General features: G+C 73.4%; 9 protein-coding genes. 5 read left to right on the top strand and 4 right to left on the bottom strand.

The window, feature by feature from the left end; all coding sequences use genetic code 11:
* Positions 1-218 precede the first annotated feature (218 nt).
* The 5 genes from J0910_RS18395 (at position 219) to J0910_RS18375 (ending at position 12,081) form a co-directional block, all read left to right on the top strand.
* A complete protein-coding gene (locus J0910_RS18395) occupies positions 219-3,728 on the top strand; it encodes a DUF6603 domain-containing protein (RefSeq protein ID WP_420159770.1) in 3,510 nt (1,169 codons plus the stop codon).
* The gene (locus J0910_RS18390) at positions 3,725-6,148 is read left to right on the top strand and encodes a hypothetical protein (protein ID WP_420159769.1); all 2,424 of its coding nucleotides are present in this window, start codon (positions 3,725-3,727) and stop codon (positions 6,146-6,148) included. The genes J0910_RS18395 and J0910_RS18390 overlap by 4 nt, the downstream gene beginning before the upstream one ends.
* The gene (locus J0910_RS18385) at positions 6,145-9,867 is read left to right on the top strand and encodes a hypothetical protein (RefSeq protein WP_420159768.1); all 3,723 of its coding nucleotides are present in this window, start codon (positions 6,145-6,147) and stop codon (positions 9,865-9,867) included. Before J0910_RS18390 ends, J0910_RS18385 begins: the two co-directional genes overlap by 4 nt.
* A gap of 60 nt (positions 9,868-9,927) precedes the next feature.
* On the top strand, positions 9,928-11,112 hold the full coding sequence (locus tag J0910_RS18380) for a hypothetical protein (protein WP_420159767.1): 1,185 nt from the start codon (positions 9,928-9,930) through the stop codon (positions 11,110-11,112).
* Positions 11,113-11,655: 543 nt separating this feature from the next.
* Positions 11,656-12,081, top strand: a complete 426-nt coding sequence (locus J0910_RS18375) for a CBS domain-containing protein (RefSeq protein ID WP_420159766.1) — start codon at positions 11,656-11,658, stop codon at positions 12,079-12,081.
* 427 nt (positions 12,082-12,508) lie between these two features.
* Here J0910_RS18375 and J0910_RS18370 read toward each other — a convergent pair whose 3' ends face one another.
* The 4 genes from J0910_RS18370 to J0910_RS18355 form a co-directional block, all read right to left on the bottom strand.
* A complete protein-coding gene (locus J0910_RS18370) occupies positions 12,509-12,940 on the bottom strand; it encodes a RidA family protein (RefSeq protein WP_420159765.1) in 432 nt (143 codons plus the stop codon).
* Positions 12,941-13,014: 74 nt separating this feature from the next.
* Positions 13,015-14,115 (bottom strand): MFS transporter, encoded by a 1,101-nt coding sequence (locus tag J0910_RS18365; protein WP_420159764.1) that lies wholly within the window; start codon positions 14,113-14,115, stop codon positions 13,015-13,017.
* Positions 14,116-14,573: 458 nt separating this feature from the next.
* Positions 14,574-15,053, bottom strand: coding sequence for an RrF2 family transcriptional regulator (locus J0910_RS18360; RefSeq protein ID WP_420159763.1), 480 nt, complete (start codon positions 15,051-15,053; stop codon positions 14,574-14,576).
* 184 nt (positions 15,054-15,237) lie between these two features.
* A complete protein-coding gene (locus tag J0910_RS18355) occupies positions 15,238-15,822 on the bottom strand; it encodes a TetR/AcrR family transcriptional regulator (protein WP_420159762.1) in 585 nt (194 codons plus the stop codon).
* Positions 15,823-15,865: the final 43 nt, after the last annotated feature.

Genomic DNA, 15,865 nt, shown 5'->3' with positions numbered 1-15,865 from the left:
GATCTTCGGCGTGAATCGCGTCGATACTTTATTGTTCCTTCGAGGGGCGGCCCTGAAGGCTTATGCTCGGTCCGGCGCCGGTGGCCTCGTTTCGCTTTTCGGATATCGATGGACGGCCGGTGGTGTGGTCGTCGAAGAAGTGCGATGAAAACCAGCGAATCGGCGCGGCCCCCTCCTCGGCCACTGGAAGAGGGTCGGTGCTCGGGACCATCATGGCGTTGACAGTCAAGACGGCGAAAGACTGGCTCAAGTCCATCGAGAAAGTCCGGGAACTGAGCATCCCGGCCCACCTTCCCGGTGACCTCTCCGGCCTGGACGGGCAGATCGGACTCGATGGGATCCGCTCCCGGATCCCCTTGGAGGACGGACCGGCCACCCTCACGGGGAGCCCCCTCGAGATCGACCCCGAGAAGCTGCAGGTGTCCGGGGAGCTCGGCGGCGTGAAGGCCGTGTTCACCCTCCTCACCGCCCCCTCCGATTCCAAGTCGGCCATGACCGGCTCCTCGGACTCTGAATCGACCGGGACCGCTTCCTCCGATTCCGAGTCGGCCGACGCCGTCAACGGGGTGTCCCTGAAATTCCCGCTCAAGAAGTCGGACAAGGAGGAGGGCAAGGGTAAGGAGGCGGTGAAGGCCAAGGATCCGGCACTGGCGGCCGCCCAGGAACTGGGACTCTCCGACCTCGCCCTGGTCCTGGAGAGCCGGCTGGGCGACAAGAACACCGGGAGCCTCTCCGTCGAGGCCTCGGTCGCGATCCCCGGGCAGCCGAAGCTCACCCTGGTCGGCTCGCTCAAGGGAGAGGGCGAGAAGGGCGAGAAGGGCGAGAAGGGTGAGGAGGGCAAGAAGGGCAAGGAGGGCGAAAGGGCCGAGAAAGGCAAGGAGCCCGAAGAGGGAAAGAAGGCCGAAGAGGGCAAGGAGGCGAAGAAGGCCGAAGGCGGCAAGAAGAGCCTCACTCTCCAGGCCACCGCCCCCAACGGCGAGCACGTCACCCTGGCCGGCCTGCTGGACAAGCTGACCGGCGCCTCTGCGGACCTGCTGTCCACGTTCCCGCTGCCGCACATCGACGGCTTCAAGCTGCACATCGAGACCACCGGTGCGGGAGTCCGCTGCCTGCTGCGCGCCTCCACCGATGACGCCGGCGCCTCCTCCTGGCTGATCGCGATCCTGCCGAAGCCGAAAGCGGACGGGAAGCGCCCCGTCGTGCTCTCCGCCCGGCTGCCGCTGGGGCCGGCCGTCCGGCTCGCCGACCTCCCCCTGCTCAAGGGGCAGATCTCCGCCGAGGACGACCTCCGGCTCGCCGCCCAGGCCGTCTACACCTCGCAGAAGCTGGACACCGCCGCGATCAAGAAGCTCAACGGCGAACTGCAGGCGGAGACCGCGGCGCTTCCGGACGCCAAGGACCTGGAGGCCGGGATCACCCTGGCGGGGCAGGTGAAGCTGGGCTCCAAGACCCACGGGTTCGTCCTGCGCAAACCGGCACCGCCCAAAGAGAGGACCTACACGGCCGCAGAACCCCCCGCGATCACGGTGGACGGCGCGGACGGCCGCGTCATCACCGTGCACCGCCCCGAGCCCGTCGGACCCCTCGCCTCCTGGTACGGCGCGGTCGCGCCGGGGGCGGAGGAACCGCCGCAGGCCGCCGCGGAGATCGGATCGGCCACCCTCTCCGTCCACACAGACCTGGGCCCCCTGCACGTGGAGAAGCTGCGCGTCTCCTACGCACCGCCCGCGGGCTCCGCTCCCGCGCGGCTGGTGATCGGCCTGGACGCCTCCTTCGCCGCGGCCGGCTTCGGCCTGGACGTCACCGGGCTGGGCCTGACGGTCGACCTCACCGACCCGCCCGCCGCCCGGGTCGCCCTGCGCGGCCTGGGCGTTGGATACACCCGCGCCCCGCTGGAGATGACCGGCTCCCTGGCGGTCCGCCCGCAGGACGCGAAGTACGACTTCTGCTACGACGGCCTGATCACGGTCAAGGTCGCCGACCGGGGGCTCATGGCCGTCGGCTCCTACGCCCGGTTGAACGACCCCGCGTTCACCTCCCTGTTCGTCTTCGGCGCCCTGGAAGGGAAGATCGGCGGCCCGCCCCCGGTGGACTTCACCGGCCTGGTACTGGGCTTCGGCTACAACAGCGCGATCGCGCTGCCGCCCATCGACGAGACCGCCGACTTCCCCTTCGTCACGGCGCTCGGCGACATCGCCGGGATCGCCGGCGACCCGCCCAAGGCCGCCCAGGCCCTCGAGCGCTTCACCGGCGGGGGCTCCGCCGCCGTCCGCCCGGAGCAGGGGAGCATCTGGGGCGCCGCAGGGCTGAGCATCGCCGTCGCCGAGACCTTCAAGGCCAAGGCCGTCCTCATCGCCGAGTTCGGCAAGGAGTTCACCGCCGCCCTGCTGGGCGGGGCCGTCGCCGAGTTCCCGACCCGCAGGAGCGACGACGACGAGACCCCGCGCATCGCCCGGATCGAGCTGGCCTTCCGCGCCCTCTACGAGCACGCGGCGCACCGGCTGTCGCTGGAGGCCGCGCTCAAGGAAGGGTCGTGGCTGGTCTCCGAGGACTGCAAGCTCACCGGGGGCGCCGCGTTCCTCCTCTGGCTGCCCGGCAGCCCCCACGCCGGCGACTTCGTCGCCACCGTCGGCGGCTACCACCCGGGCTACGAAAAGCCCGACCACTACCCGTCGGTGCCGCGCCTCGCTCTGAACTGGGCCTACGGCGACACCGTCGCCATCACCGGCGAGCTCTACGCCGCCGTCACCCCGGCCGCGGCGATGGTGGGCGGCCGACTGAGCCTGGACTGCCGCGTCGGCGGCCTGCACGCCTGGCTCAACGCCTCCTTCAATGCGGCCCTCTGGTGGGCGCCGCTCTACTTCGACGTCGAGATCGGCGTCACCGTCGGGGTCAGCTACACCTGGACCGTCTCAGCCTGGTCCGTCAGTCTCAGCCACACCTTCAAAGGCGAGCTCGAGGCCGTGATGCACGTGTGGGGGCCGCCCACCGGAGGCGAGGTCACCGTCCGGGTGGCCGGGCTGTTCTCCAAGACCGTCCGCTTCGGCGAGCCCAAGGGGCTCGAGACCGCGGCAATGGGGTGGACGGACTTCCGCACCAAGCAGCTGCCCGAGAGGCCGCTGGGGATCGGCGCGGTCGACGGGCTGCTCACCGACCCGGCCAAGACCTCCCGTGTCGAGGGCGGTGCCTGGGTGGTGTCGGTGGACGGGTTCTCCTTCACCACCTGCAGTGCGGCCCCCGCCACCGAGGTCGCCTTCAACGGCCGGGAGGTGCGGCTCGACGAGGCGGCCGCCGACTCGCTCTCCGTACGGCCGATGGGCGTGAGCGGCAAGACCGCCGTGCACAAGGTGAAGGTGACCGGGCCCGAGGGCGAAGTGAAGGACTGGAGCGTCCGGGCCGAGTCCGCCGCGTTCCCGCAGGCGCTCTGGGGCCCGAGGCAGACCTCGCCCGCCCTGCCGGGAAAGACCCAGGCCACCGTCTACGCGTCCGGCACCCGGGTCACCGTCCCGCCGCCCGCCCTGTCCAGCGACTTCCCGAAGTACTCGCTGGTCAGCGCGGAGGCGTCCCGGGTGGAGACCGCGTCCACCCGCTACTGGGCCAACCCGTTCACCGCCACCGTCGGAGTGAAGCCCGACGTCCCGCGCCCCGGCGGGGTGGACGACCGGACGGCCCGCGCCGAACTGCGCGCGGCCATGATCGATCTCGGCGCCCTGGAGGAGGCCCTGTGAACACGGGAAAGCTGACGTTCTCCGACAACCTGGTCCCCAGAGCGCCCCAGGGGACCTATCGGATCACCGTCGACCACGAGGTCTTCAGCGGCGACCCCGCCGCTTCCCTGACGACCGCGGACCAGACCGTCCACGTGACCGGGACGCGCCTGGCCCTCGCCGAGGGCGACGTGCACGGCGTCTACCCGCCGCGGGGGGCGGCCGGGGCCTACACCGACCTGCTCGCCCACATCGCCCTGGAGCGGCGGATCATCCCCTGGGAGAACCGGCCGGCGGGAGAACCCGCCGGGACGCCCTGGATCGCCCTGCTCCTCTTCGGCGAGGGGGAACTGCTCGACGACCCGCACTGCCTGGGCGAGGTGGAGGAGGGCAGGGCCGAGGATCTGCTCACCCCCTCCTCCCCGCCTCCGGATCTGGCACTGCCCGCGATCACCCTCGCCGACGACGGGGAGAAGAAACTGGGGGTGCACACCGTGCGCACCCGCGCCGAGGTCTTCAAGGCGCTCGTCCCCTCGCTGGACGTACTGGCCTACCGCACGCACGTGCGCAGCCCGCTGCCCGGCGAGAACCTGCCGAGGGCGGCGGAGAACGAGGCCGAGCGGCGGGAACAGGAGTACGCCTTCGCCGTGTCCGACCGGCTGCCCGCCGAGACCGGCGGCCGCTACGTCGCGCACCTGGTCTCGCTGGAGGGGCACGAGGAGCACGTGCGGCGGAAGGTCGGAAAGGAGAACATCCGGCTGCTCTCCCTGCACTCCTGGACCTTCACCAGCACCGCCGACACCGGCGCGCGCACCTTCGCCGACATCGCCGAGCGGCTGGTCCGGCCGGGGAAGGAGCGCCCCGCCGAGCTGCTGCTGCGCCCCACCGCCCGGGAGGCCGACGACCCCACCGCCTACACCCGGCACCTGGCGCACCGGCTGGAGAACGGCTGGGTGCCGCTGCGCCACCTCGGCGACGCCGAGCACGACTACGTGTTCTACCGGGGCCCGCTCGTCCCGTTCCCGGTCGAGTCTGCCGCCCGGGACGGCGAGTGGTGGAGGACGACCACCGACCCCTACGGCGTCCGGGAGACCGGCCACCACGCCGCGTGGACGCTGGGGCGCGGTCTGGCCCTGGCCGACCAGGAGTTCTCCGGCGCACTCGCCCGCCACCTGGCGCGCGCCCACCAGACCGTCCTCGACCTGGCCGCGGTGTTCGCCGCCGAACCGCCGCCCGCACCGACCGGAGAAGAGGCGGGCGCCCCGGAGGCGGGCGGGGCGCCGCTCGCGGGCGGCGTCCTGCCGGGGGCCCTCTACGCGGAGGGGCCCGGGGCCGAGGCCCTCGCCCGGGTACTGGCCGGGGAACCCGTGCAGCGGCACTGGGAGGCCCTCACCGCGGCCGCCCCCGAGCAGGGCGGAGCGGAGGAGCCCCCGCAGGGGGCCGCGGGCGGCCCCGCATCGGCGGAGGTCTCCTACGAGGACCTGGTCGGGCGCCTGCGCGAGGGCGACGTCAACTTCCCCTCCGCGGCACCGCCCCTCCAAGAGGCGGTGCAGGCCCTGACCGCGGACACGGCGGTGGCCGACACCGTCGCCGCCTACGCCCTGCTCCCCTCCTCGACCGTCGGCGGCGCCTACGCCGGAGGGGAGGAGCAGGCCCCCGGCTACGAGCCGGCCCTCGGCGCCTGGCTGGACGGGCTGCGGCTGCTCCGGCCCGTCCCCTTCGACCACCTGGTGCCGCACGCCTCGATGCTGCCGGTGGAGAGCCTGCGCCTGTTCCGGGTGGACCCGGACTGGCTGGACGCGCTCACCCGGGGCGCGCTGGCCGCCGGCCTCTGCCTGGCCCACGACCCCGCCCGGATCACCGCGCTGTGGAACGCCTACGAACCGCACCGCACCACCCCGGACACCGGGCTGCTGATCCGCTCGGAACTGGTGTCGGCCTTCCCCGAGCTCCGGGTCGAGGCCTCCGCCGAGCAGGTCGGCGGCGCCTTCACGGAACGCTGCTCCGTGCTGCGCCAGGACCGGATCGCCCCCGACATCCTGCTCGTGCTGTTCAAAGGCCGCCCCAAGACCGTATCGCTGGTGGAACCCTTCCACGGGCTGCACCTGGGGGTGGAGAAGCGCGCCTCCTCGAACGGCGAGGAGGACCGGGTGCGCCTGCGCAGCCTGGACCGGGCGGACCTCGGCGCCGTACTGCCCGGAGACGGCGGCGCCTCCGCCGCCGTCCCCTACCGGTCCGGGACCGACACCGTGGACCGGGTCATCGACCTCTCACCCACCACCGGCCTGCCCGCCGCGCTGTGGAGCGCCCTGCCGGCGAACGCCAAACCGAAGGACCCCGCCCACCCGGCGCGGACGACCCCCGCAGAACTGGCCCTCCAGATGGTCCGGTCCCCGGAGCGGATCGAGATCACCGTGCCCGAGAGTGAGGCGAACCGATGACCGACCGAAACGCCGTCGTCGTCCCGGTCCGGCTGAGCGCCCTGGCGGTCACCGACCCCGTCCGCGGCACCCCGTTCCGCCGCACCCGGTTCGACTTCTCCTCCGCCGCCGAGGCCGGCTCCGCCCACCAGGGCCTGAAGCCGCTGCCGACCGATCCGGCGAACCTGGAGAACGGGGTGATCCTGCACTGGGAGCTCCCCGCCGCACTGCGCCACCAGGACGCCGGAAGCACGCAGCCGCCCCGGGTGCCCGACCGTTGGCTGGTGGTGCGCCTGCACACCCCTCCCGGCTCGAAGACCCGCGCGGCCACCGGATGGCTGGTGCAGAGCGACTGCCTGCGCCCGGACGAGGGCACCCCCTCCGGGGACAACTCCGCTCACGCGATCCCGTCGGCATCCGACCCCTCCCTGGTGGTGCCCAAGAGGATCGGACGGGTGCTGAAACTGTCCGGCCCCCTGGACGAGCCCGCGGAGCGGGCCCCACTGACCGCGCTGGGGGCCGGCGTGCTGGAGTTCGCCGCCTTCCAGCCCTTCAACCTCGGAGTCTTCTCCCTGCACGACCGCCTGGAGGGCCTGCCGACCGATGCCGCGCTGGACCTGAGCTACGCGGTCGTCGGCTGGCACGCCGACTCCGAGCACGACCCGCTGGCACAGGCCGCGGACCCGGACGCCCTGAAGAGCACCCTGGACCGGCTGGGCTGGACCACCGCAGAGGCCGCCGAGGCCGGGCCCTACCCGGGCACGCGCGCCGTCTACGCCGGAAACCTGGTCGGCGTCGCCTGGAAGAAGGACGCCCGCCCCGAGGCGGTCCTGGAAGAGAAACCGGAGCGCGAGGACATCACCTTCGCGGTCGCGGAGAGCTCCGCGGAGACGCTGAGCGCCCTGGCCATGGCCACCGACCCGAGGAAGTGGTCCGAGGGGGAGAACCTCCGGCGGCTGCAGGCCCTCCAGTACGGGCTGCTGGACGAGTACTCCGACCCCTCCACCCGGGCCGCCGTCCAGCACCGCGCCCACCTGGCCCGGTTCGAACCCATGGACGGCGGATACACCTGGGACATCCTCGCCCGCCCGTCCGAGCCGGGCGCTCCCCCGTCCCCGTTCTCCGGCCTGTCCCCCCAGGAGCGCGCCTGGCTCGCCTCTGCCAATGAGACCCAGGCCGCCTACGACGCCGGGCGCCGCCGGCTCGCCCGCCTCCGGGAGCGCCTCTACGAGCTGTGGTGGTACCTGGCCCAGGTGGCGTGGCTCCGCACCCGGCTGAGCGGCCTCCCCCGCAAGCTCCGCGGAACCTACGAGACCAGGTTCGCCGCCGTCCTCAGCGCGTACGGCCACCAGCTCGACCCCGAGCGGGAGGGCGGCGCGGCCCGGCGGATCACCGAACTCCAGGAGGAGCTGGACGGCCACGAGAGGATCTTCACCACCGCCGACCCCGACGAGTTGCAGGCCGCGATCGCAGAGAAGACCGAGGAACTCGAGAAGAAGTGGGGGAGGCCCTTTTCCGGGACCCTCACCCGGCTGCCCCGCCCGCCCTTCCACACCCCGACCGAGCCGGTGGTGATGCTGCGCGGGGCCAAGGCCGACCGGCTCGTCGAGCACCCCACCGCCCAGCACTGCCGCACCGTCACCGCCTCCGACGACCGCCAGCTCGCCGCCGAGGTGAACGGCACCGCACCCGGCGTGCCCGTGCTCGCCGGCCTCGGCGAGGCGGCCGTTCTGCCCGGGGCCCGGGACCTGCCCTCCGGCCTCTTCCGAGCGCTGCTCACCGAGTTCACCGCCCTCGACGCCGGCCGCCCGCCCGCCACCGTCACCTTCCGGGGGGCGGAGCGCGCCGCCGACTGGAAGGCCGAGGACGACGTCCGCCTCGCGGCGCTGCGCGCCCAGCGCGCGCCCTGGCGCCAGCCCTGGACCCCGCTCTACCTGGAATGGAAGGCCAGGTACTACGCCGTTCCCTACCACGACCGCCGCGAGGGCAGGGAGTCGGAGCGCAACTGGGAGTTCACCGACGGCATGTACCAGTGGCGCGGGGCCGGGCACCGGCCCTCCGACAGCGACACCGACCTGGTCCCCAGGGTGCTCACCGGCCGTATCCTGCTCTCGGCCGGCGCCGTGCACAACATCAGGCGCCGCTACGGGGGCATGGCCGAGGACGCCCCCGCCCAGCCCGCCTCCTTCACCAAGGCACTGAAGAAGCTGATGGGCTCCGGCTCCGACCTCGACCTGATCGCCCAGGCGCTCGACGGCTTCACCGCCCGGCTGACCGGCCGCGCCCCGCTGCTCGCCCGGCCGCCCCGAAGCCCGATCGCCCCCCTGATCGCGGACGGGTGCGGGCAGGCGCCCAGCGCTCTCGACCCCAACATGAACAGGCCGTCGGGCCTGAATCCGGCCCCGGAGGACTACCTCTCCCCGCCGCCCTTCGAACCGCTGCGAGCCGGGCAGTTCTACTTCGACGAGGTGGCGGTCGTCGACCGGTTCGGCCGCAGCATCGACATCGTCAACCCGAACCAGGGCCCCGCCGCCCGGGACAGGCCGACCCGGTCGGCGACCCTGCTGCCCGACGACCGGTCGGCGAACGGGAAGCCGAACGGCAAGGCCGACGCCATCGTCTTCAGCGGCGACGCCGAGCACCGCAAGAAGGAACTGGTCCACCTGCGCCCGCGCCTGGTCCAGCCGGCCCGGCTGAGCTTCGACGCGCTCTCCCGCACCGGCGGCGCCCCGGTCACCCGCCCGCTGGACGGCGAGCAGATCAGCGGGTGGCTGCTGCCCAACGACTTCGACCAGGGGCTGCTCTTCTACGACCACGAGGGGCTGCTCCTCGGCGGTCTGCGCCAGGACCCGGACGCCTCCTCCGGGCCGGTCTGGGAGAAGTACGCGGCCGCCGAGCCCAACGCACACCTCGCCGGAATCCGCGACGGCCTGACCGGACACGCCTCACCCGGGAGCGCGATGCGGGAGTTCCTGCAGGCCACCGGCGCCGCCCGGGCCACCATCGGCCCCGAGGCCGAGTCCTCCGCCCGCCACCCTTCGCTGCACATGCTCGGGCGCCCGCTGGCGGTGGTCCGCGCCCGCCTCGACCTGGAGGCCGATGCCGGCGCCACCGTGCCGATCCGCCCGGCGCTGCTCGCCGCCGCGGACCCCGCCCCCGACCCGGACTACCGCGACTACACCTGGCCGGTCCTGCTCGGCTCCACCCGCTCGGCCCAGGACGGCCTGGTGGGCTACTACATCGATTCGGGGACCGACGCCTACAAGGCGCTGTACACGGTCCCAGAACCGGCCGAGGGGGCCGTCTACACCCGGTCCCGCGCGAACGGCGCCGCGCTCGGGCAGAGCCTGAAGGCCGCACCGCACACCCTCACCCTGCTCGCCGACCCGTGGGCGCCGGTGCACGCCTGGACGCACGTGCTGCCCACCGCCGAGCTGCGGCTGGAACCGGAACCGGTGCAGGCCGCGCTGGCCCGGATGGAGGCCGTCTTCCACGTCGGCCCGGCCGTCGGCACACTGCGCGCCTCGGAGCGCAAGGGAGAGGACGGCCGCCCCCTCGTCGACGCCTTCTCCCTGCCCCTGCCCGCGGTGGAGCACGGTGACTGGAGCTGGACCGACGACGGCTCCACCACCCCGGTGCCCCTCACGCCGGCCGACCCGTCGGCGCGCATCGAGCCGAAGAACCGGACCCACGTCCGCACCGGCCTGCTCCGGCTGCGCCCGGAACGTGAGACGTCCTGACCCCGCAGCCCGTAGAGAGAACCCGACCGAGAAGAACCCGACCGGGAAGAAGTGACCCGTATGTACCCGATCGCCGAACAGGACCGGAGCGGAGGCCCCGGAGCCGCCGACGAATTCCCGCTCAGCGCCGTCATCGCATCCCAGCCCGAGCCGCTCGCCGTCTCTCCATCCGGGGACAAGCCGAACATCGCCTCGCTGGAGATCCTGGTCGCCAACGACACCGGAGCTGCGTTCCCTTTCGAGAAGCTCGTCCTGTCCTTCAACGCGTTGGAGAACGGCTGGGAGAAAGACGGCGCCGAACTGCTCACCCCGGAGTGGAGCCGGTGCAAGCGGAGCGCCACCCCGCCGGACGGCTGGGAGAAGGAGCCCATCGGGGGTGAGGCCGGCCAGTGCGTCTACAGGGCCGGCGGCATGGGGGGCGGGAGGAAGGGGCTGAAGGACGGGGACATCTTCCGCTTCCACCTGTCCGACATCCCGGTCAGTGGCAGGACGGGCGTCACCACGATCGGTGTGCAGCTGCGCGATGAGGACGACGGCATCATCGCCGAGCGCGAATTCGCCGTGGGAAAGTTCCCCAGCGGCTACTACCTCCGCGACTTCCAGGCGGCGATCCCCGTCATCTCGGTCGACCAGGCGGGGAAGAGCGGCACCACCCTGACCTGGTCGGCTCCGCCCGACCCCACCGTGACCTACACCTTGAGCGCCAACGGGGGGACCCCGCGGAAGCTCGCCAGCACCCAGACCATCTTCAACACGGGGCCGCTGTACACCACCACCGCCTACCAGCTCACCGCCACCCACGCCGACCACTCCAAGGTGGAGCACACCCTTCTCGCCCAGGTGCAGGTCGTCGGGGGAGACATCACCGCGCGCAACGTCACCGTCAACGGGGAGCTGAAGGCCGACGGCGGAGTCATTAAAAGGATGAAGAAGCTGAGGCTCGAGAATCCCGTTACTCTGGATGAAGGCATGTACGGGGTGATCATTGGTTGCGTTGAGAGCTTTGGCGGCACCGGGGAGTTCTGTGAGTCGCATGTGACGGCGACGGTGAAAAATAAAAGGGGGAAAATTATTCGCAAGAAGGAGGCCAGGGTTAAAGAGGATTTGGGGATGGAGACTTTTGTTTTGGTGGTCGGGGCGAGGTGCACTGTTGAATTCTCTACCGATGCGGGCAACCCTAAGGGGTCTCGGGCGGAGGCCTTCTGGTTGCCTTTCCGGGACCCGGACTGGTTTCTAGAGAGGTGAATGTCGCCTCTCTGGGGGCGGAAGGGGAGGTGCTGTACATCCAGAGTTCTCTAGAGGTCGCGTCTTCGCCGGTCCGCATGTCGAGCCGGTCCGCGGTCTCCTCGGGCGACTCGAACCCATCGAACATCTCGAACTCGGGTTCGTCGGAGCCACCGAACCCGGCCGGGTCCTCCAGCGCAGGAGGGAAAGCAGGATCGGACATGCCGCTAGCGGCCCCCGGCGCCACCCGTCCGCGCCCCGGCTGCGGAGCCCCGCGGCGCCTTCTCCGGCGGGACCGGCCGGGACGGCGGCCCGCACACCACGCCTCCGCCAACTCTTCGCCAGTGGGAGCCCACTTCGGGGCCGGTCCGCCCATGACCGGCGGCCGCGGTGGGGAGGATGACCAGCGGGACGAGCACGTCCTTCCGGCGCAGTGGCGCCACCCGGCCCCGGCGCGGGGCCGGGGTGCACGACACCGGCGGAAGGCTTGACCCGCCGCTTCTCGGAGTACGACCGCACGGCCGGGCGGGTCGCCTCCGCCCCGAGCAGCGACAGGAGAAGGCCATGACCACCGCAGCCGAGATCATGAGCCCGGGGGCCCACTGGATTCCCGCCACCGAGACGCTGGACCGGGCCGCGCAGATGATGCGCGAATTCGACGTGGGCGCCCTCCCGGTCTCCGACCCGGGCAGCTCCGACGACCGGATGTGCGGCATCATCACCGACCGCGACATCGTCGTCCGCTGCGTCGCCGCCGGGCACGACCCGGCCCGGGTCACCGCTGGCGAGCTGTGCCAGGGGACCCCGCGCTGGATCTCCAGCGACGCCGACGTCGGCGCCGTCCTCTCCGAGATGGAGGGCCACAAGATCCGCCGCCTGCCCGTCATCGACGCGGACAAGAGGCTGATCGGCATGATCAGCGAGGCGGACCTGGCCCGCCACCTCAGCGATGATCAGCTCGCCCACTTCGTGGAGCGCGTCTACACCTGACCGGACTCGGAAGCGGCGCCCGGTCGGCTCCACAGGCACGGTGGAGCCGGACCACCGGGGCCGCTTCCGTGCTTTCCGGCCCCGCGGCGGCCCGGGGGCCGCCCCGGCGGACCGGCGGCTCCGGGCGGGGATCTCCGGATCGGTTTCGGGGCGGTCGCGGGGGAGCGGGTCCGGCCGGTTCCGAGGGGCGGCGGGCGCCGGAGGGCCGGGGCCGCTCCGGTTCCCTTCCGGCTCCCTTCCGGCCCGCAGCGGCCTCGGGGCGCCCACCGCCCGGTGAGGGCGGCCGCCGGGGAGACTCGTCGTCGGCGCCCGAGAGCCGCCGTCGGCCCGGCCGTCCTCCGGAGGACGCGTCCGAGCGCGTGTCCGGGGCGTGGGGCCGTGGCCGGTCCCGTCCGCCTTCCGCGGCGCGGGCCGCCCTTCGGCCGTGTCAGTCGTCGGCCCGGTCCTGGGACGGGCCGGTCCGGGGCGGGCGCTCCGCGGTGGCGTCCACCTCGAAGAGCATCCCGGGGAGGGCCAGCGAGGCGACGCCGGTGAGCGTCTGCACCGGCGGCCGGTCGCCCCAGATGCCGGCGATGACCCGCCCGATGACGGCGAGCCGGTCCAGGTCGTGGTCGACGACGAAGGTGCGCAGCGCCGCGACGTCGGCGTAGCCCAGTCCGGCCGCCTCCAGCGCGGTCCCCAGGCGGGCGAAGGCCAGTTCGACCTGTGCGGCGAAGTCCTCCGCCGCGACGCCGCCCTCGGCGTCGGAGGCGTACTGCCCGGCGATCAGGACCAGGCCGCCGGAGACCTCGGCGATGTGGCTGTAGCCGAAGCCGGTGGGGTCGTGCAGGCCGTCGGGGTTGGAGATGGCGGGTGCCATGTGAGGTACTCCCGTTCTTTCACGCGGTTGCCGGTGGAGGTCCGGGGCGCGGTCCGGCCGCGCCCCCGGGGTGCTCACGGTGCGGTGCCGGGGCGGCGGGCCGCCGCCATGGCCGCCGCCGCGGCGAGGGCGAGTACGGCGCCGCACCAGAGCACGGCCGGCTCGGCCGAGGCGTTCAGCACCGCCCCGCCGGCCAGCGCCCCCAGCGCGATCGCCAGGTTGAAGGCGCACACCATCAGCGCGGTCGCCGCCTCGGCGGCCTCCGGCGCGCCGGCCAGCATCCAGTTCTGCAGGGCGACCGAGACCGCGCCGTAGGCGAGGCCCCAGCCGAGCATCAGCACCGCCCCGGCCGGCGCCGCCCCGCCGAGCAGGGCGAAGAGCGCGAGCACCGCGGCGAGCGCGCCGGCGATCAGCACGAGGGAGGTCTTGGGCGCCTGCGCGGTGCGCGGGCCCAGGACGAAGTTGGCCGCGATCCCGGCGGCCCCGAAGCCGAACAGGGCGGGCCCGATGTGCTCGGCCTGCAGCCCGGAGAACCCGCCCAGCAGCGGCCGGGCGAAGGTGAACGCCGCGTAGTGGCCGCCGATGAGCAGCAGGGTGACCGCGACCCCGGTGCGCACCGCCGGGTCGGTGGTGAGCAGGCGGCCCAGCGTCGTGACGTCCACCGGCCGCTCGGGCGGCAGCGCCGGGAGCAGCGCGACCAGCAGGACCGTGGCCAGCGCCCCGAGGACCGCGAGGGCGGCGAACGAGGCCCGCCATCCGGCCAGGTCGCCGAGGAGCGTCCCGGCGGGCACCCCGGCGACGGAGGCGACCGAGACCCCGCCGAAGACGATCGCGGTGGCCCGCGGCACCTTCTCCGCCGGGACCAGGCGGGTCGCCAGCGAGCCGCCCAGCGCCCAGAAGCCGCCGATGGCGACCCCCACCGCGATCCGGGCCCCGAGGAGGACGGCGAAGTGCGGGGCGAGCGCGCAGACCAGGTTGGCCGCCGCCGTTCCGCCGATCAGCACCGCGAGGATCACCCTCCGGTCGAACCTGCCTCCGGCGACGCTGACCGCGGGCGCGCTCACCGCGGCCACCAGGCCGGGCACGGTGACCATCAGCCCGGCGGTTCCGGGCGCCACACCCAGTTCGGAGCCGACCGGGGTGAGCAGTCCGACCGGGAGGAGCTCGCAGGTCATCAGGGTGAAGATGCCGAGCGCGACCGTCCAGACGGCGGGGCTTCCGCCCCGGCGCCCGGACCGCGCGGACGCGGGGGCCCCGGTGGTTCCCGTGCTCTGCTTCACGACGCGGCCTTCCCGGTGCGGTCCGGTGCCGCCGGCCGGCGGCTCGATCCGATCATCTGGATAGGGAACATCCAGGATTTCCTTTCAAAGGGGGAGCCCGGTGCGGGCGGTGCTCATCGGGTGGGCGGGGCCGGGGTCTCCGGCCGCTCGGGAGGGGGGTCCCGGGGGTGGCGGGGTGTGCGGTCGGGCGGCCCGCCGCCGGGCCGTCCGGGGCGGCGGGATCGCCGCCGGGGGAGGGGGTTCGGCCCCGTGGAGGCGGCCGCTCCGGGGTCCGTCCTCGGTGAACCCATTATCCGGATGGGGAATATCCTGGATTCGTCCGCGGCGGGACGCCCGGGTCGGGGCATTCCGGATCAGGCTCCCTTCTCGGGCAGCCAGCCGCGGAAGCGCGCGGGGGCGCCGGGGGCCTCCCGCTCCACCTCCGCCTTGACGTCGGCGAGGGTCCGCGAGGCCAGCTCGCGCCGCCAGGCGAGTTCGGCGGCCCGCATCGACCGGTCGATCACGCACGCGGTGGGGAAGGGGCCGCCGCCGGCCGGCCCCCGCCCGCGGATCTCGGTGCAGCGGAAGGCGGGCTCCGCGCCCTCGATGGCGGCGACCACGTCCATCAGGGTGATCCGCTCGGGCGGGCGGGCCAGCTGGAACCCGCCGCGCGGCCCCGGTGCGGAGACCACCAGGCCGGCCCGCGCCAGTGCCTGGAGCTGCTTGTTCAGGTAGGCGGCGGGCAGCTCGTAGTAGGCGGCCAGCCGCGACGCGGGCACCGCCCGCCCCGCCTCGGCCCAGGTGAGGTTGAGGCAGGTGTGCAGCGCCCATTCGACGCCTTCTCCCATCCGCATGGTCCTGGATAATACATGTCCAGGATCATCTGTCCAGCCCCCGCCGGGATCGGCGGGCGGACGGCCCCGGCTCGGCCTTCGCGGTGCTCCTTCCCGATCGGACTCCGGACCCGGTCCGGAGTCCGGGCGCGCCGCCGGGCCTGGGGGGCGCCGGCGCTCCGGAGGAGGCGGGGCGGAGGCGGGCTCAGCCCTGCCGGGCCCGGTCCAGCAGGGCCTCGGCGGCCGCCCGTCCGTGCCGGCCGTAGTCCGGGCGGTTCAGCACCATGGCGCGGCTGGCGGCGCCGTCGGCGAGGGTGACCAGCTGCTCGGCGAGCGCGTCGGGGTCGCGGTGGCCCACTTCCGCCACCAGGTCGGACACCAGCCGCACCATGCGGAGCTTCTGCTCGCGGGCGTAGGCGTGGACCGGGTGGTCCGGGTCGGGGAACTCCGCGGCGGCGTCGATGAAGGGGCACCCGCGCACCGCAGGGGTGTCCGCGGGCGGCGGGTCGAACAGCAGCAGGATCCGCTCGCGGGGGCCGAGGTCCGTGCGGAGCAGCGCGCCCTCCATGGTGGCCCCCGAGGAGACCAGCGCCTGCAGGTGGGCGATGGCCAGTTCGTCCCTGGTCCGGAAGTGGGCGTAGAGGGTCCGCTTGGAGACCGGGGCCTGGGCCGCGATCTGCTCCATGCCGGTCGCGGCGATCCCCTGGGCCGCGAACAGCCGGGATGCGGCGGCCAGGATGCGCTCCCTGGCGCCGCGCCCCCGCCGCTTCGCTCCGCTCGCCTCGGCCATGCGGCAAGTGTACGCCCGCGTTTACTCCGCTCGGGGGTGCGGC

Source organism: Nocardiopsis oceanisediminis (genome assembly GCF_048595525.1).
Lineage (GTDB): Bacteria > Actinomycetota > Actinomycetes > Streptosporangiales > Streptosporangiaceae > Nocardiopsis_A > Nocardiopsis_A oceanisediminis.
This window is presented reverse-complemented; position numbering and strand designations above follow the sequence as displayed.

Bases quoted from the DNA above. Each gene is read 5' to 3' on its own strand.
- J0910_RS18385 (WP_420159768.1), top strand. From the start codon at position 6,145: ATGACCGACCGAAACGCCGTCGTCGTCCCGGTCCGGCTGAGCGCCCTG.
- J0910_RS18365 (WP_420159764.1), bottom strand. From the start codon at position 14,115: ATGACCTGCGAGCTCCTCCCGGTCGGACTGCTCACCCCGGTCGGCTCC.
- J0910_RS18375 (WP_420159766.1), top strand. From the start codon at position 11,656: ATGACCACCGCAGCCGAGATCATGAGCCCGGGGGCCCACTGGATTCCC.
- J0910_RS18360 (WP_420159763.1), bottom strand. From the start codon at position 15,053: ATGCGGATGGGAGAAGGCGTCGAATGGGCGCTGCACACCTGCCTCAAC.
- J0910_RS18355 (WP_420159762.1), bottom strand. From the start codon at position 15,822: ATGGCCGAGGCGAGCGGAGCGAAGCGGCGGGGGCGCGGCGCCAGGGAG.
- J0910_RS18380 (WP_420159767.1), top strand. From the start codon at position 9,928: ATGTACCCGATCGCCGAACAGGACCGGAGCGGAGGCCCCGGAGCCGCC.
- J0910_RS18370 (WP_420159765.1), bottom strand. From the start codon at position 12,940: ATGGCACCCGCCATCTCCAACCCCGACGGCCTGCACGACCCCACCGGC.